This is a genomic window from Planctopirus hydrillae (assembly GCF_001707835.1).
Classification (GTDB): domain Bacteria; phylum Planctomycetota; class Planctomycetia; order Planctomycetales; family Planctomycetaceae; genus Planctopirus; species Planctopirus hydrillae.
Map to the genome: position 1 here is coordinate 54,634 of NZ_LYDR01000108.1, position 17,599 is coordinate 72,232.

Genomic DNA, 17,599 nt, shown 5'->3' on the forward strand with positions numbered 1-17,599 from the left:
TATTGATTCTATTATCCGTTTGCGACGGAGCATCAGGTCATGAGTCTGTCGATCGGAAAGCTTCATTCGCCATTCTTGGTATCTGGACTATTTCTTTGAGGGTGATTCGATGAAGACCATTCAAACAGAGACACTCGTTTGCGGCGGTGGTTGTGCCGGAATTGCCGCCGCCCTGGCGTCGGCCCGCAGTGGTGCCCAGACGTTGCTGATCGAGCGGGCTGGATTCTCTGGTGGAATCATCACGACCGTCGGGTTGCCTTACTTCGATGGACTTATTGATAAGCCATCCGGTCGATTTGTCGTCAAAGGGATCGCCCTCGAACTGCTGCAAAGGCTGGGTGTGGCCAGAGACAAGGCGAACCACATCGACGATCTCCGCCCGGATCTCATCACGAGGTATTGGGGGAGCGTGTGGATACCAAACGTCGAAGAATTCAAAATTCTTACTGACCAGCTCATTCTCGATCATCGGGATCGACTGAGTGTGCTGTATCACACTGTCGCGTGTGATGTCGAAGTCAGATCTCAGCGAGTCAACGCCGTGATTGTCGCGAATAAAGATGGCCTGACGCGTATTGAAGCCCGACAGGTCATCGACTGCACTGGCGATGGAGATATTGCCAATTGGGCAGGGTGCCCCACGATCTCATCGACACCGCTTATGCCCCTGACGATGCATTTTCGAATTGGAAATGTAGTTCCCGTCGAACAGACTAAACCTCTGGCCAAGCAGGTATTGATTGACGCTCATCGCGAAGGCAAACTTCCTCAGTTCTATGGCCCGGGTTTGATCTTTGCCTTTGCCAAAGATGAAGGTTATGTCCACGCCACTCGAGTCCCGGCGAATGCGACCGATGCCGCCGATTTCACCCGAGCGGAGATTCAAGGCCGCCGGGATGCATGGACCATCTTTAACGAATGGAAATCGAAAGTTCCCGGCTTTGAAAACAGTTACTACATCATGAGTGGTCCGTTTATCGGGGTTCGCGACACTCGACGGATTATCGGGCAGCACGTCCTGAGCCTTGAAGATCTGCAGAAGACCAACCGGTACGATGATGCCATAGCGACGGGCTGCTGGTTTCTTGATATTCATCCTCCGGAAACTTCACTCGACAAGCCATTCACTGGCTCTGGTTTCCAGCCGGCCCCGTACGATATCTCCTATCGCACACTGATTCCGCAAAAGATCAGCAATCTTCTGGTCGCTGGGCGATGCCACAGCGCCAGCACCGAAGCGAGCGCGTCCAGTCGCGTGACTGCGACCGCCATGGCGCTCGGCGAAGCGGCTGGGCAAGCGGCCTCCCTTGCGATTCGAGCACAGACCGACGTGGGATTAATCAGCGGTGTCAAAGTCCGCGAGCAACTGACTACCCATAACAGCGGGCCCTTTACAGAGGCGACTTCTAAATAGAATGAGGTGCTTCTCAGTCAGTGATTTGAACTTGCTCTTTGTCTAACATGTGAAGCTCACACGCCAACGGAACTTCGATCATGCAGCGTCCAACACTTCCATCATTATCAGCCGACAGACTGACTCGACGGCATGCAATCTCCAGCACTTTTTTTGGAAGTCTGCTGGCAGGCGCCGGATTTCATGCGGCCACCGAAAGATTGATCGCCAGAGAACAAGTCGCCGATTCATCAAAAGATGCTCCACAAAAGGAGTTCATCCCCGATAACGACTATCCTTTTTTTGGCGGTGAGGTGCCGGCTGGTTACGAATCGCCAACTACGGTCTGAAGCAATAATTCTACGAAAGTGCAGAAGCAAGGTTCGTCAGGCCAACCCCTGTTCGAGGCGAAGACTTCATCACTAACGCTGATAGATCGGTAGATAGCCGTTTTCAATCAGCAGGATCGTGCAGTTCATGGCGGTGGTGTAAACCGGGCCAACGTGGCCTTCTTTCCAGGCGCCGTTGGCGGATTGCTTCCGCATGATTTCCTTGGCGATTTCGGGGAAGTACTTGGCCCACTTGTCATCGCCAAGCCGGTATTGCACCTGAGCGTAGTAGTAGTGGGTATAGTGCCAGTGGCCGAAGAATTGTGATTGATTCCCGGAGCCGACAATTTTCTCTTCGCAATACTTGAGGAGTTTCTTGGCCAAAGCGTCGTCGTTGGCTTCGCCCGAGTTAAAGAGGCAAGCGATGGCAGCCGCCGTGATCGGCGGGCGTGAGCCACCCCCGCGGATGCTGTATTGCACACCGCCATCCGATGCGGTGCACTTATTGATGTATTCGACCGCGCGGTCGATCACTTCCTTCGGGACGGGAATACCCGAGTTACGGCAGGCTCTTAAGCCCTGGACCTGAGTCACACAGGTCGAGCCTTCATCAAAATCGTTACCGTCTTTGGCTGAAACATAGCCCCAGCCGCCAGCAGCCGTCTGGGCTTCACCGCAAAACTGTACGGCTTTGGTGAGAACTTCCTTGAGTCGATCCCGTCGACGGGCGTCTTCCTCTTCGCCGAAGACCTGCGACAGGAAGAGCATGGAGAAGCCGTGGCCGTAGGTGTAGTGATAATCGTTTTTATAGCCGATCAGACCATTGGGCTGTGACATCTCGAGCAGGTAGTCGACAGCCAGACTGATGTTCTTGGAATACTTCCCGCGAGTGGTGGTACTGCCTTCGCAAAGCATGGCATTACCAGCGAGCGCTGTCATGGCTACGCGGTATTGCCCGCCATTTGCTTCCCAGTAGCCTTGGCGGTGCTGTTCAGAAGCGAGCCAGTCCAATCCCTTGAGAGCACTGATGCGAACCTGAGGATCCTTCTTTTGTGCCCATGCGCAGTCACTGGCTCCGAACAGGATCGCCAGAACGAAGGCACCGAATGACAGACTCTTTATCGCCATGCCTTGAAGAATGCTTGCAGGCATTTTTTCTCTCCCTGCACCTGCCAGACGAATTTGACATCTGGCAGGCAACTTTTGATCCGTCAAAATTCACTCTTCGACATTACCCCGCACTGGATGTGCCCGCAATTCGAGTTTCTGCCAAATGTGCCTCGACGATGTGGGATTTCCCAATTGATCAAACCGCACTCCAATGGCATCCCACATGCGGGATCGACCGCAACCTCCTCGAGTAATGACCCATTCCACGAAGCTGGTCCGAGTGGAAAGACAAATCGGGCCTCCCTGTGATACGCTTTCGAGAGAGGAAATCCTGGCGCTGGCAGAATATCCCCCGGCATTTCTGAGTTTTTGACATCTTCCAGAGGCGACGAACGCATGTTCTCAGGGAAAATCGGCTTCATTGGCTCCGGTCAAATGGCAACAGCACTCGCCAGCGGGATGCTGTCTGCAGGTCTCTTACAAAAAGATCAACTCCTGGCCTGTGATGTCTCGTTGGCCTCGGCCGAGAAGTTCGTCGCGGCCACGGGTGGCGAAATCTGCCCTTCGATTGCAATACTTGTAGAGAAATCCGATGTGATTTTTCTTTCCGTTAAACCTCAATCGATGGCGGGTGTTTTACAGACCCTTTCGCAAGTCAGTACCAGCCGGGAAAAGCTGATCATCTCGATTGCAGCGGGGATTACTCTCGCGACACTTGAAGCGGGTCTTGGGGGGCCGGGTCGAATTGTGCGCGTGATGCCGAACACACCGGCACTCGTCGGAGCCGGTGCTTCGGCCTTTGCTCTCTCGCAAGGGACACTTGCAGCATCTGCCGATCGCCCGAGTGATGCTCAGATCGTGCGACAGCTTCTTGAAACTGTGGGTGTCGCCGAAGAAGTTCCTGAATCACTGATGGATGCAGTCACGGGGCTTTCCGGAAGTGGGCCAGCTTACGTCTATCAGATCATCGAGGCCTTGAGTGATGGTGGCGTGCGTGTCGGCTTGCCGCGGGCGATTGCAACCCGCCTGGCAGCACAAACCGTGCTGGGTGCTGCCCAGATGGTGCTTTCCACCGACGAGCATCCTGGAGCTTTGAAAGATGCTGTCACCAGCCCGGGCGGGACGACGATTGCCGGTCTGCATGCTCTCGAATCGGGAGGGTTACGGGCCGCACTCATGACGGCGGTGGTGGCTGCCACTCAACGAGCCAAAGAACTCGGCCAACCAGCCCGTTAGAATCTGGTGGCTCGCATGGATTCCGGGCGAGAGTCCCATCGCGAGGGTGAATTGTCGTAACTCCCTCAATATCAAACAATTACGAATAAAATATTCGCCACTGGTTTTTTCGGCATAACCAAGAAATCCGGAAAAATCGTCATTCTTTGGCAGGTTCTCCTCCGATACCAGACATGACGAAGTCGGTTGCTCGGCAACTCAAAGTGCGTCATCGCGCTCACGGTGCAGAGTCATTCCGACTTTTCTGGGGGAAAGTCGCCGCATGGACATGTCGGCACCATCCATGGTGCTCATGACGATGAGAGGCGGCTGTGTGTCATTGTGGATGGATGGAAACATGCACCGGCTGATCACGAGTCTTTCGCTTGCCGGCTGCCTGGGCCTTTTGGCCGGTGGCTGCGCGACAGTTTCGCCGGAAGGATGTATTGATTGCACGCCATCACAGATGCACCTGCACCACGAATACACACCCTGGATTGACGATCATCTCACGCGGCATACCGCTAAGAAGTGTGCCTGCCGTCATCTGGCGGCCTATTCCTCGACCTGCAATCAACCCGTGACGAAAGACTTCCGCCGAGGGTTTGAACAGGCCTTTGTGGATGTCGCCATGGGAGCACCTCAAGCAGTCCCTGCAGTGGCACCGTCTCGCTATTGGCAGGCCTATTACCGCTCGGGAGCTGGTCGGCCACTTGTTGAGGAATGGTTCGATGGCTATGCGACAGGTCTGGATTATGCAACGCGCAGTCAGGCTGCCGACCTCAATCGCGTGGTTTCGACCGATAAGCCTTATCTGACACCGGAAGAACAGCATCATCAGGGCAACGCTCTCGATCGAAATGGATGGTCAGCACCACCCGTGATTGCGCCGCAAGCTGCTCCTGTCACTTCGATGCCCCATCCGATGGAGCCACTGCCAGAAATGCCGCCGACACCGGGGAGCTATCAGCCTCATCGAACGAATCAGGGACCTCAACCGCTGCCTGAAGTTCCCTCGATGAACCAGTATTCGCCGCCTGTTGTATCACCGGGCTCGGCTCCTGCAGGTACGAATTCCTGGCCACAAGGGCCGGCACAGCCGTTTCAAGCACAGCCATATCAAACACAGCCTTTTCAGGCTCTGCCCTCGCACGGACAGCCACAGCCTTCATTACAGCCGCCTCCCGGCTATCAGCCGCCACCTGTCTATCAGGCGCCTCCCGCTCAGCCGAACTGGGGGGCAGCGCGTGACAACCGGTATGGGCCGACTCGACCCGTTCAACAGGCAGGTTATTTTCCAGCGCCGGCACAAGGGATGAATCGAGCTGCGATCCCCATGACGGGTGGGTTTTCTGCACCGAACAGTCAACCGTCGCGTGCCGCCCAATACATTGAAATGACAACACCAGAAGCGAATGCCAGCATGTATTCCGGGAGTGTGCAGCGATGAGTTTGTCACACACACATCTGCAGACATCCAGGCTGGCTTTACTCATGATGCTCTCATGGGTTTCCATCGTTTCGTTAGGTGGCTGTGCAGCTTTTCACCCGATGTCCGGCGTCCCGGCCCGCTACCTGCCCGATGAATTGCGCGGCCCTTCGCGAGCCGATCAGCGTACGATTGACCTTTCGCTGTTACGTCAGCCCGTTCCAGCCGCTTATCTGCTCGACAGCGGCGATGTTCTCGGTGTGTATATTGAAGGTCTGCTGGGACGTAAAGAAGATGTCCCTCCCGTTCACTTTCCGCTGACGAACGATGTGCCACCTTCATTGGGATATCCGCTCCCTGTCCGTGAAGATGGTACAATCTCGCTCCCGGTGATTGGTGCTTTGCCTGTGCGTGGTTTAACCATCATTCAGGCGGAACAAGCCGTTCGACATGCCTATAGTTCACCGAAGCAGATCCTGCAGCCACACCAGCGGATCAGCCTGGCACTTCAGCAACCACGGCTCTACCGGGTGCTGGTGATCCGGCAGGAAGCCAGCCAGCAGGCGAATGTGGCTGCGCAAGGCCAGCTCAATATCGGTGTCATCAAGCGGGGCAGCGGCAAGATTGTCGCACTCCCGGCTTACAAGAATGATGTCCTGCATGCACTGACCGATACAGGCGGCTTACCGGGGCTTGATGCCGAAAACGCAGTCTATATCATTCGCGCCAGACATGCTGGCCAGCATGTACAGCCCCCCTACCCAGCTACGATTCAGGCGACACCTGTAAGTCAGAAACAGCCCACCAGGCCCAGACTTTCGTTGAACTCGGGGCGTAACCCTCAGAATCAACCGGTGATTCGCGGACAATCGAATGATTCTTACGCGGATGTCAACTGGTCTGGGAACAGATCTCCACAGCAGAATCACTTCAGCGGATTTTCAGATCCTGCTCGCCAGCCAAACCATGGCTATCCATCGCGTCCAACCAGTTCGAACCCTCACGCATTCGCTGGTTTTTCGCAGCCGGCTTCGCCGATGGCTACGCCGAACCCTTCGGAATATGGAAGTTCACCGGCGCCATCAGCGGCTTACAATTCACGGGGGCCGGTCATCCCAGCACGGCACCAGACGAATCAGCCCTCGGTATCGCCTGGCCCCACCTGGCATGGAAATGAGCACAGCCAGGGGGCATTACCTTACCTGTCCAATCCTCATGGCGATTATCTTCCCCCCCAGAATTCTCCGCTGGAAGCGGCACCGACTTATGGAGTGGTGACGGGTTCACCCGTAATCCCGTGGGATGGGACTCAAAGATTTGCCACGGGCCACCAGATGTTCGGAGCACCCACACCTGCATTTTTTGACAGCTACCAGGAAGACTCCATTCCCACGATCGACAACCCGGAAATCATTCGCATTCCGATTCGTCTCAAACCAGGCGAACAGATCGATTTTCACGAGCACGACATCACTCTCAATGATGGTGATATCATCTTCATCGAATCCCGTGATACCGACGTTTTCTATACCGGCGGCCTGCTGGGTGGTGGTCAGTATACACTTCCCCGTGATTACGATGTCGATATTCTGGGAGCCATTGCGATCGCCCAGGGACAAGGACGCTCACAGGGGTCATCACGTCAAATCGGTGGCACATCGGCACTGAATAATGATGTGACAATCAGTGCCTCGAATGCGATTGTCATCCGCCCCATGCCCGATGGCACACAGGTACCGATTCAGATTAATCTGTACCATGCACTACGGAATCCGGCAGAACGGATTATCATTCAACCGGGTGACTATATCCTGCTGCAATATACCAAACTCGAAGCCTGCGGAGCCTTTATTGAACGCAATCTGCTCGAAGGCGCATTATTCGGTGTCGCTGCAGCACAATTGAACAGCAACAATGGTAATTAATTCTCTCTACTGGCGATCAGCGGAGCAGGCGACGATTTCTCACAAAGCCGTATTCTGCTCATAATTCTGTAGCTATGGCTTTGAAGTCTTATGAGCAGCTTTCCCGACACCTTTGACGAAGAAGAGAAGCCAGAGGCTGGTGATGACGCCATTGTCGATGAACCCACCTGGGATGTCGATGATCTTGAAGCGGCTTACCGCCTGGCCCTTGAAGCCTGTGAGGCAGCCGAAGAAGCCTATTCAAAGCAGCCCGTCGATGAACTGGTCGCCGGCGGAATAACTCCAACTGGCCCGATCACCCCATTCAATCAATCGATCCTGAATCCTTCACCAGAGGCGATTGAGCAGCAAGTCGCCACGACTGGTGAGAACCGGCTCGCTGAGGCCTCCTTGCACCAGAACGGGGAGAAGGTAGTCCCTGCAGATATCAATGCGACTGCTGCGAACTCATCAGGAAAGGTATCGACCGCTAGCAGCCATGAGCCGACTGTCAGATCGGTCATCGAGGCCTGTCTGTTTGTCGGTGAACCCGCTGTAACCATTGCGAGACTCAGAGAGATTCTACGTAACGACATTACCGATCAACGGATTGAACTCGCGATTGGTGAAGTGAAACGGATGTACGATGATCAGCAGCGCCCTTATGAGGTGACTCATCAGGAGGGGGTTTACCGTCTTTCGTTGCGTGCTGAGTTTGAAAAACTTCGTGCGAAAGCCTATGGCCAGGGGCCCAAGGAAATCAAGCTCTCGCAAGAAGCGATTGAAGTACTTTCGGTTGTGGCCTATCACCAGCCGATTGAAGAGCGCGAAGTCAATGAAATCTACGAAGTTCCTGCAGGCCCTTACTTAAAACAACTTTTGCGACATGAGCTTCTGGCTGTTGAACGTGATGCTGAAAATCCGAAGGTTGTGCGCTATATCACAACAGCCAGATTTTTGAGCCTGTTCCAGCTCCGCCGACTTGCGGATCTTCCACGCATTGAAACATTCTCGCTGAAGTGAGCCGGGTAATCCCCCTCCAGATCACTACTGCATAATCTGCTCAAGAGGCCAGAGTGGCACTTTCCATTGAGCCAGGCGAGAGTTCTGCCGCGGCGTTCTCTAAATGATCCTTTTCGGCGGATGAGAACGAGAAGGCTCGCTGGTCTTTGGTCGCCTCCCACAAAGATCCACCCAAAACCCACAGAAAGCCACCGATCCAGAGTCCCTGCAGGGCCGCGATCATGTAGAACTGAAACATCAATGCAATCCAGCCACAAGCGATCAGATAGACGATAACCAGTGCATCAAGCCAGAAATACCATGGAATCTTGACGCGACGACGTTTTGCCTGTGATGAGCCTGTGCTGGAAAACCCTTTGGGCGTGACGACCCAGACATTTTTTTTGGTAAAGAAGGCCTCAAAGGCAGAGACTGTGTGCTGACATGAAAGTCCGGAATGCAGCACCATCAGCATGCTTCCCAAAGGGATGACACCCAGTATCTTTTGCCAATGACTGCCTTCACCAAAACGGATTCTTCCCGTGCCGTAAACTAGAAACAGGACGGGAATCAGTGCTACCCCCAGTAATGTCGATGCCAGCCAGTAGCGAGTTTCCGGATACCACGTCACAATCAGCGGCACAGCCCCCGCGAGAATTATATTTGCAAATGTCACTGCGGACATTAGAGGGCCAAAGAGGTGTGTCGTCGCATGTAGCTTCTTGATGAGCGGGTAATCACTTTGCCAGACCTGGCGAATATACTTAATAGCGATCTGTAAGTTTCCCTTCCACCAGCGGAAGAGTTGCAGCCTCAGCGCGATCATTGAATCGGGTAACTCGCCAGGAGTCGTGTAGTCTTCGAGATAGACAATCTTTTTGCCTCGCAACTGGGCGCGATAACTCATATCGACATCTTCAATGGCAGCTGTTGTCATCCAGCCCCCGCAATCCACGATCACCTGTTTTCGCCAGATGCCGGCAGATCCATTGTAAATCAGAAATAGATCGCTATCACCTCGCCCTCTCTGCTCGACGGAAAGATGCCCATCCAGAAAGAATTGCTGAACTCGAGTCACAATTGACGATTCAGGATTCAAATGCCCCCATCGACTCTGGACAATGGCAGTATCTTCACTCTGGAAGTAGCGGATGGTCTGCTGCAGATAGTCTGGTTTTGGTACAAAATCCGCATCGAAAATGGCAATAAACTCACCTGTCGCCCACGTAGTTCCTTCATCCAGATTTCCGGCTTTGTAACCTGTGCGATCGATGCGGTGTCGGTACTGAATATTGAGGCTGGGCTCTCGCTGTTGAATCTCGGCCACTTTTTCAACAAGAATCTTCGAGCAGTCATCTGTCGAGTCATCAAGCACCTGAATCTGTAACAGATCATGCGGATAGTCAATTCGTGAAGCGGCTTCGAGGAGTCGATTAACGACGGGAGACTCATTGTAAATAGGGAGCTGAATGGTGACTCGCGGTAATGATTCAGGAAGGGGTGGCACCTCCCGCTGGCAATCTTTGCGGAGTACCGAGAACCAGTAGCGACGGTACAGGTCGAGTTGCGCGATTGTCATCACAAATGTGAGCAACGTGACAGCAATCAACCCGGCAACAATTAACCAGACCATTGCGGTCTCCCTGCATCCCACTCTCGAAGTCGAACTGGATTCACTAAAGAGATTTCTTGAAGTTCAGTGACGAGACGATCCTGTCAATGAATCGTCCATGTGAAACAGTCCGCGATCAATCAGAGTCTTGACGATCTGGCTCAATCGAAAACCAGCTCATTAGAACTCGGCAGTCAGTTCTCCACCGGAAATACTGTTAAGATTGCGGTGAACCGTAAAATCCAGATTCTCTGAGACGAACCGGACACTTCCATCTCCCAACAGCAAATGCACGCCTCCGGTATGCATGCTGCGTGGTGCCACTTCTCCATCGCCCCGGTCGAATGCACAGCCCATTCCATTCTGTGGTGCGTTCGTGCAACCATCGACATCGTCAGCAAATGCATCCCGGGCATTGATACCACTGCAATCGGCCAGTCCGGCAGTCCCGACATCACAACCGCCCACGAGACTCGCACCAAAGCGGCCCAGGGCCCAGGCTCCTCGTGGATCCTGGTTGTTTACGCCGACACGAATCTCCCAAACCATAGCCGAGTTACTGGTCCCATCCGTGAATTCACTGAGTTTTGAACCCGAGCCAAAACCCATGGCCCCTTTCTTTTGCGATGGAGTGGCTCGATGCTGGATCTGCCATTCGTACATTTCGCGACCGAGATTGGCGCCGTAGTTTGCCCGAGCCCACGGTCTGCCTGGAGTCGTTGCTGCTCCTGTGTTGTCGAAAGTATTGTATCGCTCGAGGGGAGCACCATTGAACGCATCGGAAGGACACAAGTATCCGGGAATGGTGGTACTGCGAACTGTGGCATTGTTTCCGCTGGCAATGCTGAGCGGGGTATTGATATCCACCAGATTGTAAAGAGGTGACTGATCAATAAATGGCAATAGCGAAACCATCCAGTTTGTTCCCAGATGACGATTCTGATCGAGAACTGCAGCAAATCGGCTGGGAAGATCCTGAGTATTGTTTGTTGCCAGCCTGACAATCAGACCGGCGGGCAGAGTGCCGTGATTGTCGTGATAGTTGTGGAGTGCAATGCCCAGTTGCTTGATATTGTTGCGGCATTGTGTGCGGCGAGCAGCTTCACGTGCCTGCTGTACGGCAGGCAACAACAGTGCCATCAGAATCGCAATGATCGAGATCACCACCAGCAGTTCAATCAGCGTGAAACCACTCGAACGTGATCGTGCCTTCAAGGCAGGCAACATTTTGCAGCTCCGAAAACCACCCATAAAGACGGCGACGAGCGAGCTCGTACGTGTCAAGGCATCATGAGCATCAGACCAAAGGATGATCAACAGAATTTCTGAAGTCGCTGATCCAGATCACATAAAAACCTTAATTTGACGGCAAACAGCAGCACTCACCGGTAATATTCCTAAGTATCTCCACCAACAAATAAACAAACAGGCATGAGACGGGAAGAGAACGCGTTACGCCATGTAGCGATGAGGTGATTTTGCCGCTTTGTCGTAGACGCCGAAGTCGTTGAAGAACCAGCGTTTGGCCAGGCGGTAGGCCCAGCTTTTTTCGGGAATGAGCTGTTCGGGTGTGGAAGTTCCCTGAGAGGGAAGTTTTTCCATTGCTTCGAGTTCCGCCAGAGCCGTCTTTCGCGCAGTGCCATCGGGAGCCTGGTGATCTTCGACGAGTCGCTTCAGCAGATCTGGTCGTTCGAGCACAATGCAGCCTCTTGTCGAAGAAGCAGCGAGCTTGCGGAAGTCTTCGAGGAAGACGGACTGCCGGAAGACTTCGCGAATCGGCCGTTCATCATGGATCGACTCTTTGGCAAACTGGACAATCGGGCAAGGTTCGATGCCTCCCCACGGGCTGATGTGATGGGAAATTCCAGTTGCAGCCGGGCACAGGGCACGCCCTTCTCCATCGTAGTAGGCATCAACAACGCCGATGGGCTTCGTGGCGCGAATGTTGACCACAAACTGGCGAATTCGCAGTTGCTCGGCTTGAGAGAGTGCCAGTTGAGGCTGTGGATTGGGGCCCATAGGCCGGTAAACGTGGAACCACGTATAGAGCACACCCATTTCAATCAGGCGATCGACCCAGGCCTCTGTCAACAGATCGTCGATGTTCGTCTTGCAGACACTGGTGCAGACGCCCGTGACCAGACGTTGATTGAGGCAGTTCTGCAGGCCCATCATCGTTTTGCTGAGGACATTTGACCGGCCGCGTCGTTCATCGCTGACAATTTCGGTCCCTTCGACACTGATGAGCGGAGTCACATTCCCGATCTGTCGTAATCGGCGGGCGACCTCTGGGGTAATAAAGTGTCCATTGGTAAAGACCTGAAAGTAGCAATCCGGGTGGCTGGCCAGAATATCGAGCAGTTGTGGATGCATGAAGGGCTCACCACCCACGATCCCGAAGAAGCTGTTGCCGGCCTGTTTCGCATCATTGATCAACCTGTTGGCGGCTTCCAGGCTGATGGTCTGCTGTTTGGCTGCGACATCGACCCAACATCCCTGACACCTGAGGTTACAACTGTTGATAATCGAGATGTATAAAAACGGTGGGAAGCTCTCCCCCTGCTTGAGCCTTTGTTTGAACTTATGCACCGAGAGGGCACCTTTGACGCCCATATTCCAGGCCAGTTTCCAGGCGAGGCGTTTATCAGTGACGGTTAACAGGCGGGCAGCAAATTCAAGGTACATTTGGACTCTCGCATAAACACGGGCTTTGGCAACACAAGCAAGATTCGCAAAAAGAGAAACATGAGTTAACGCATTAGACAAAAACAGTCTAAACAAATGCGAGAAATAGCGTTTGCTTCAAAACCTCATTCTTGCGTTCTCGAAAAATCAAAAAAAATTGTCGCGATCCCTTGACTGCAACAAATTGAGTCGGTATCATGCCGGTACAATACGACTATTTAGAAAACAAAAACTAATTAGATTAACATATTATGTCGTTTCAACGCCGCAAAGTTCTGATTCGGCCGGATGACATACTCGCTCAAAAGTGGTCAATCGCCGTCATTGATGAAGGATTTACGCCGTTTCCAAAGAGGCTACTCAGATGCTTGGATCGCATTTTCGGCGAAAGCCAGGGTGTTAATGAGTTGAGAGTGATTCTCACTTTGGTTGACTATCGTCGCCCAAACCTTACGAGGGATCCGAGCCTTGACTACTTAGCGTTTGTTTCTGGTTTATCCAAAGACAAGTTTTTGCAAATCATGTGTAATTTGCGAGAACAGAATCTCATAGAATTTCGCGGGTCAGATGCTGCTATTCATTACGATTTGACCCGTTTTATGGAGAAAGTTGAATCCCTCACAAATGATGATGGCACTGCTTAAATGAAAAAAGTCGCACTTAACCTTCGTGGTATGAAGGGTGAGTGCGACATAAAGGCGGAGTGTGGGGTAGAGTTGGGTCCATTTGTACAGGACTGCTCTGCCCCACCCTCCGGGGTTTTCAATATCTTGCTTAATATAATGACTTAAACTCTCAGGGGGAATACGAACTTTACCCAGAGTTACACAGGTGTGGCAAGTCGATGGGTCGGATTCGGGCGTCCGGGGCGAAAACTTTGCGTCTGTCGCAAGGTGACCTGAACCCCGAGTTCATCAGCGACTGCCTGCAAGCTGGCGATCACCAGTTCTTGAAGGTGTTCAGGATCAATGGCAACGCGGGCATTCACCACCACTTCAGCTTCCTGGACGGCACATCGCGAAGGAAGAGAGAGTTCAGCCGGGCCATCACTGCTGGTGAGATTGGCCACACCAAAGAATCCTTCCCAGAGCCCGATGGCTTTGAGATGGGCTGTTTCCGCCCCTTTGGCTCCCAACGATTTTTTCAACTTTTCAATGACTCCCAGCAGAAAGGTATCGAGCGAGACTGGCTGTTCACTGCGAATGGTGAGGCTGGTATTCAACCAGCCCAGTTCGGCTTCGCCTTCGGCATAGATGTCGTAGTCGATCTCCAGCACCTTTCTGCCAAAGATTCCTTCCTGTTCCAGAAACTCACAGAAGCCATCGAACCCTTCGCCAGTTTTCGCAGAGACTCGCAAGACGGGTGTCCCGGGGACTTTCTTCTGGACAAGCGAAACCAGTTCCTGCATCTGCTCGGAAGATAATTCATCGGCGCGATTGATGAGGACGGCGTCCGCTTCTTCAAGCTGCTTTTCGAGGATGTATGCAGCCTTGGGTGAGAAGCCACTCCCTTCACCGCGCAGGACTTTCAAACCATGCGAAGGCTTGAGGAGGACAGAATAGGGGGCAATCGAAAATCTGGCGGAATAAAGCTGCTTTAATGGCTGAACCACGGTCGCCACGAGGTCAGTACAACTTCCCACTGGTTCGGCGAGAATGATGCCGGGTGCCCGGGAATCATCGAGTTGCCCGAGCGTGGCAATCAATTCATTGAAGTGACAGCAGAAACAGGCCCCTGCCACCTCGCCCACATCAAAGCCTTGCGACCTCAACGAATTGGTGTCCACAAGATCGGTCGCTTGATCGTTGGTCACAATCCCGACAGTATGACCTGCGGCCATATATTGCCTCGCCAGACGGGCGAGTGTGGTCGTCTTGCCAGCTCCGAGAAAGCCACCCACCATGATGAAGCGAATGGTGCGGGATGGGGCTGCCACTGGTTGAGTTACGCCCTGCCCTGGCAGCTTTTCCGATGACATTTCAAAACTCCCAACATGCTGGACAAAAGTAGAAACAAATTGGCGGGATCAAATGTGAACACAGTATTTTAGTGTGATGAGAGATCGAAAGTACGCTGAGTCTTTTCCTCGGAAAAAACGGTGCGGCGTTGGATACCCAAACATGCTTGCTCAGAGCTTCCAGCATGGCACACAAATCGCCATCGTTTTATGAAAAGCACCCTGAGATCCACGAATCCTCCGAAGCATGAAGAGCGTGTGATCTGACTTTTCGTCCATCATCTGTCGCCAGTTCCGTTCGTGAGATGATGTTCAAACTCGAAGACGACCCCTTAAGTTGGGTCAATCGGCTAACAACCCCAACGACCGGCGATAACTCTTCTGAATCTGTTCGGCTCCCACGGATGCCACACCGGCGGCAAAACCATCGACAAGCTGTTGCGCAGCCGCTTCGCCCTGGGCGGGTTTTTCGAGCCACTGCCCCAGTGCTTTCTGCGTCGCTTCGATAAAGATCTCCTGCCCCAAAACCGGAAGGTACGTGGTGACATCGTTCGCCCGTAATGCCTGAGCAATCGAATCGAAGGCTTCTCCGGCACTGGCCGCGTTCAACCCCGAGATGGGCAATTGGCTCAGATTGGTCAATTGCGATTCCCGAGTCAGAGAGAGTGCTGCCCCAGGGAAAGCTTCGTCGGCGCGCAGGTCAATCAGAAGTTCCAGCAGGCTTGAAAGAGCCCCGAGTGTTTGAGTTTGCGAATGACGGAACGTCAGGCTCCAGCCATCAAAACCGACGAGTGCCGGACGGTACCCAGCCGCATGCTTGAGCCATGTTTTCCGCAGCGGATCGTAGGCTTCCGCTGTGGCTGGGATGGGAGCGACAGCAATTTCGCCAGTGCTGTTCAATTCCAGTGACGGGGATTCTGCGGCGATCGTGGCTGAAATTCCCGCATGAGCGACCGGCTCATAGCCAATCGCCATGGCGGCTTCACCCTTCAACACTTTCGCTCTGGCTTCGACAGCGGTGAGTTGTGCTGATACGGGATCGAGGAACTCCCAGCGTCTGGCGAGCCTTGCAAAGATGGCATTGGCGACGGGTTGAGAAACTCTCGACGCACCACTTCCAATCTCAAACCAGACGGAATAGTCGCCCATGCCGCGCAATAATGGCACGAGTTGAGTGTGGAACCAGGTCGATCGCGTGGCCTCACTCCAGGGCTCGACGATGGAAAGTCCATTCGCCCAGGCTTTCTGGCTCGTGAGTAAATTTTCGTAATCACTCCAGGATTGAGGAGCTTTAAGACCGGCTTTTTCCAGAAGATCCCGGCGGTAGTAGAGCAGATACACGGGCTGCGAGATCGGCAAAGCAATCAGCCGCTGATTTCTTGTGGCCAACCTTTGCTTGAGGCCGTTGAGAATATCGAGCTTTTGTGGTTCACCTGTCGAATCGACAGGCTCAAACGGGGAGAGGAGATTTTTCTCGTCGAAAGCAGTCAATTGATCGTTGGCCACAAAAGCGAGTTGCGGGTGAGAAGGGACCTCCATCGAGCTGGCGGAAAAATTGACCACGGCACCTGTCTGGGCTTCCCATTCACCAATGAGAACTTCCCAGAAGTCGGCCAGCTTCCAGGCGGCGGGGCTGGCGATTTCCAAAGACACCCCACTGAGCGGTTTGCCAACTGGCTCGGATTTCCCCCAGGGGCAACCGGATAAACTCAGGCAACTGGCACTCACGGCCAGCGATGCACTCTGAAGAAATGTGCGGCGGGTGACGACATGATTCTGCTGGGCGGGAAGGAGCGGGGTCGCAAGGATCTGGGTCGAACGGAACTGGGCCGCGAGAGAAACATCGTGGTGTTCGTCACAGGAGTTGCCCAGGCTGGCATTCAAAACACGCGTGCCAGTGTTGTCATCCTGCGGGCGGGAATTCATGAACGTCTTCTCCAATTCTCCAAAGGATCGATGTCTCAGTTTCGCTGTGTTTTGTGGCAGGTCACCCGTGCTGCAAACAGTAGCGACTGGGTGGCTGGGGTCAAACGTCTTCGTTTGCCCCCAGTTGATTGGACTCGGTTCGTTGATCGCGAACATGCTCGATGGTTGTTGAGGCATGCGACGATTGCATTAAAGCTGGCAGAGCAGTGGAACTAAGGGCGGATAAGGATATCTGTCACCGATCACCTTACCAGATTGATTTTAAACTAGAATTGACGTGTAAGGATGTAAAGACCACGCCCTTTCACACTGATTTAATTTTTGGTGCTTCATGGTTGTGCCATCCAAAAAAGTTCAAACGGTAGTGACAGGAGACGCGCATGGCGCGGCTTCTTGTTGTCGTGGAACTGCACGACAACCCGGCCACAAGTTGGCCGGGCCACCCGTTAGTGAAGATGACTCCTAATTATGTGTGAAAGACAGCCCAGAGCTGCAAGCATGGCACATTTCAAATCACTCAGGCTGCAACAAAAAGTGATGACTGGACCGTGAGTTATCTATTCTGGACAAACAACCTCAAGCCTTGCCAATGAGTTTCATGAATTCGGCTTCATTGATCACGGGGACTCCCAGCGATTGAGCCTTGGCCAGTTTGCTCCCGGCATTCTCACCAGCCACAACGAAGCTGGTCTTTTTCGAGACACTGCTCGAGGCATGTCCACCATGAAGACGAATCAATTCTTCAATTTCCTCACGACCCATGGAGGGCAACGTGCCAGTCACAACAAACGTCTTCCCTGAGAGTACTCCGTCTGTGGCAGCTGTTTGCTGCTGTTCGCTTTCAGTGCCGAGATTCAGCCCCAGGTGCTTGAGTTCTTCGATGAGTCCTGACCCATATTCCGAGTGAAAGAAGTGATGCACGGATTCGGCAATCACTTCACCCACTTCGGGAGTTGCGGACCCAATCACCATTTTCACGATACGAAGCTTGGGAAGTCCAAACGGGCTATCCTGCGAGCCCAGCTTGTCTTCTCCAA

At 53.4% G+C, this 17,599-nt stretch carries 14 protein-coding genes; 7 read left to right on the forward strand and 7 right to left on the reverse strand.

The genetic code is table 11. From position 1 onward, the window contains the following. The first annotated feature begins 109 nt into the window (after nt 1-109). Nucleotides 110-1,414 carry an FAD-dependent oxidoreductase gene (locus tag A6X21_RS12635; protein WP_068848397.1) on the forward strand — a complete coding sequence of 435 codons (1,305 nt, stop codon included), beginning with the start codon at nt 110-112 and terminating at the stop codon, nt 1,412-1,414. An 80-nt stretch (nt 1,415-1,494) separates the two neighbouring features. Continuing rightward, complete coding sequence (locus tag A6X21_RS12640; protein ID WP_068848399.1) at nt 1,495-1,743, forward strand: hypothetical protein; 249 nt, start codon at nt 1,495-1,497, stop codon at nt 1,741-1,743. Between the two features lie 72 nt (nt 1,744-1,815). Here the strand turns inward: A6X21_RS12640 and A6X21_RS12645 are convergent, their stop codons facing one another. Then, nucleotides 1,816-2,874 carry a prenyltransferase/squalene oxidase repeat-containing protein gene (locus A6X21_RS12645; protein WP_083233583.1) on the reverse strand — a complete coding sequence of 353 codons (1,059 nt, stop codon included), beginning with the start codon at nt 2,872-2,874 and terminating at the stop codon, nt 1,816-1,818. 354 nt (nt 2,875-3,228) lie between these two features. Between A6X21_RS12645 and proC the strand changes: the two genes are divergently transcribed. From proC to scpB, 4 genes are all read left to right on the forward strand, one after another. Further along, nucleotides 3,229-4,068 (forward strand): pyrroline-5-carboxylate reductase, encoded by an 840-nt coding sequence (proC, locus tag A6X21_RS12655; protein WP_068848404.1) that lies wholly within the window; start codon nt 3,229-3,231, stop codon nt 4,066-4,068. Nucleotides 4,069-4,405: 337 nt separating this feature from the next. After that, nucleotides 4,406-5,497 (forward strand): hypothetical protein, encoded by a 1,092-nt coding sequence (locus tag A6X21_RS12660; protein WP_131818317.1) that lies wholly within the window; start codon nt 4,406-4,408, stop codon nt 5,495-5,497. Next, entirely contained in the window at nt 5,494-7,401 is a 1,908-nt protein-coding gene (locus A6X21_RS12665; RefSeq protein WP_068848409.1) for a polysaccharide biosynthesis/export family protein, read from the forward strand. The genes A6X21_RS12660 and A6X21_RS12665 overlap by 4 nt, the downstream gene beginning before the upstream one ends. A gap of 90 nt (nt 7,402-7,491) precedes the next feature. Beyond that, on the forward strand, nt 7,492-8,403 hold the full coding sequence (gene scpB / locus A6X21_RS12670) for an SMC-Scp complex subunit ScpB (protein ID WP_068848411.1): 912 nt from the start codon (nt 7,492-7,494) through the stop codon (nt 8,401-8,403). A gap of 40 nt (nt 8,404-8,443) precedes the next feature. On the opposite strand, the gene A6X21_RS12675 is transcribed toward scpB, so the two are convergent. The 3 genes from A6X21_RS12675 to A6X21_RS12685 form a co-directional block, all read right to left on the reverse strand. Beyond that, entirely contained in the window at nt 8,444-10,015 is a 1,572-nt protein-coding gene (locus A6X21_RS12675; RefSeq protein ID WP_068848412.1) for a glycosyltransferase, read from the reverse strand. Between the two features lie 159 nt (nt 10,016-10,174). After that, the gene (locus tag A6X21_RS12680; protein ID WP_068848437.1) at nt 10,175-11,221 is read right to left on the reverse strand and encodes a DUF1559 domain-containing protein; all 1,047 of its coding nucleotides are present in this window, start codon (nt 11,219-11,221) and stop codon (nt 10,175-10,177) included. A 225-nt stretch (nt 11,222-11,446) separates the two neighbouring features. Beyond that, nucleotides 11,447-12,679, reverse strand: coding sequence for a radical SAM/SPASM domain-containing protein (locus A6X21_RS12685; RefSeq protein ID WP_068848414.1), 1,233 nt, complete (start codon nt 12,677-12,679; stop codon nt 11,447-11,449). 251 nt (nt 12,680-12,930) lie between these two features. Between A6X21_RS12685 and A6X21_RS12690 the strand changes: the two genes are divergently transcribed. Continuing rightward, nucleotides 12,931-13,323 carry a hypothetical protein gene (locus A6X21_RS12690; RefSeq protein ID WP_068848415.1) on the forward strand — a complete coding sequence of 131 codons (393 nt, stop codon included), beginning with the start codon at nt 12,931-12,933 and terminating at the stop codon, nt 13,321-13,323. Between the two features lie 179 nt (nt 13,324-13,502). Here the strand turns inward: A6X21_RS12690 and A6X21_RS12695 are convergent, their stop codons facing one another. From A6X21_RS12695 to A6X21_RS12710, 3 genes are all read right to left on the reverse strand, one after another. After that, a complete protein-coding gene (locus A6X21_RS12695) occupies nt 13,503-14,657 on the reverse strand; it encodes a GTP-binding protein (protein ID WP_083233584.1) in 1,155 nt (384 codons plus the stop codon). Nucleotides 14,658-14,978: 321 nt separating this feature from the next. After that, complete coding sequence (locus A6X21_RS12700) at nt 14,979-16,562, reverse strand: extracellular solute-binding protein (protein WP_165603786.1); 1,584 nt, start codon at nt 16,560-16,562, stop codon at nt 14,979-14,981. A 576-nt stretch (nt 16,563-17,138) separates the two neighbouring features. Then, nucleotides 17,139-17,599 (reverse strand): BRCT domain-containing protein (locus A6X21_RS12710; protein WP_315851682.1); only part of this gene is annotated, 461 nt, incomplete at its 5' end.

Bases quoted from the DNA above. Each gene is read 5' to 3' on its own strand.
- A6X21_RS12635 (WP_068848397.1), top strand. From the start codon at position 110: ATGAAGACCATTCAAACAGAGACACTCGTTTGCGGCGGTGGTTGTGCC.
- A6X21_RS12640 (WP_068848399.1), top strand. From the start codon at position 1,495: ATGCAGCGTCCAACACTTCCATCATTATCAGCCGACAGACTGACTCGA.
- A6X21_RS12645 (WP_083233583.1), bottom strand. From the start codon at position 2,874: ATGCCTGCAAGCATTCTTCAAGGCATGGCGATAAAGAGTCTGTCATTC.
- proC (WP_068848404.1), top strand. From the start codon at position 3,229: ATGTTCTCAGGGAAAATCGGCTTCATTGGCTCCGGTCAAATGGCAACA.
- A6X21_RS12660 (WP_131818317.1), top strand. From the start codon at position 4,406: ATGCACCGGCTGATCACGAGTCTTTCGCTTGCCGGCTGCCTGGGCCTT.
- A6X21_RS12665 (WP_068848409.1), top strand. From the start codon at position 5,494: ATGAGTTTGTCACACACACATCTGCAGACATCCAGGCTGGCTTTACTC.
- scpB (WP_068848411.1), top strand. From the start codon at position 7,492: ATGAGCAGCTTTCCCGACACCTTTGACGAAGAAGAGAAGCCAGAGGCT.
- A6X21_RS12675 (WP_068848412.1), bottom strand. From the start codon at position 10,015: ATGGTCTGGTTAATTGTTGCCGGGTTGATTGCTGTCACGTTGCTCACA.
- A6X21_RS12680 (WP_068848437.1), bottom strand. From the start codon at position 11,221: ATGTTGCCTGCCTTGAAGGCACGATCACGTTCGAGTGGTTTCACGCTG.
- A6X21_RS12685 (WP_068848414.1), bottom strand. From the start codon at position 12,679: ATGTACCTTGAATTTGCTGCCCGCCTGTTAACCGTCACTGATAAACGC.
- A6X21_RS12690 (WP_068848415.1), top strand. From the start codon at position 12,931: ATGTCGTTTCAACGCCGCAAAGTTCTGATTCGGCCGGATGACATACTC.
- A6X21_RS12695 (WP_083233584.1), bottom strand. From the start codon at position 14,657: ATGTCATCGGAAAAGCTGCCAGGGCAGGGCGTAACTCAACCAGTGGCA.
- A6X21_RS12700 (WP_165603786.1), bottom strand. From the start codon at position 16,562: ATGAATTCCCGCCCGCAGGATGACAACACTGGCACGCGTGTTTTGAAT.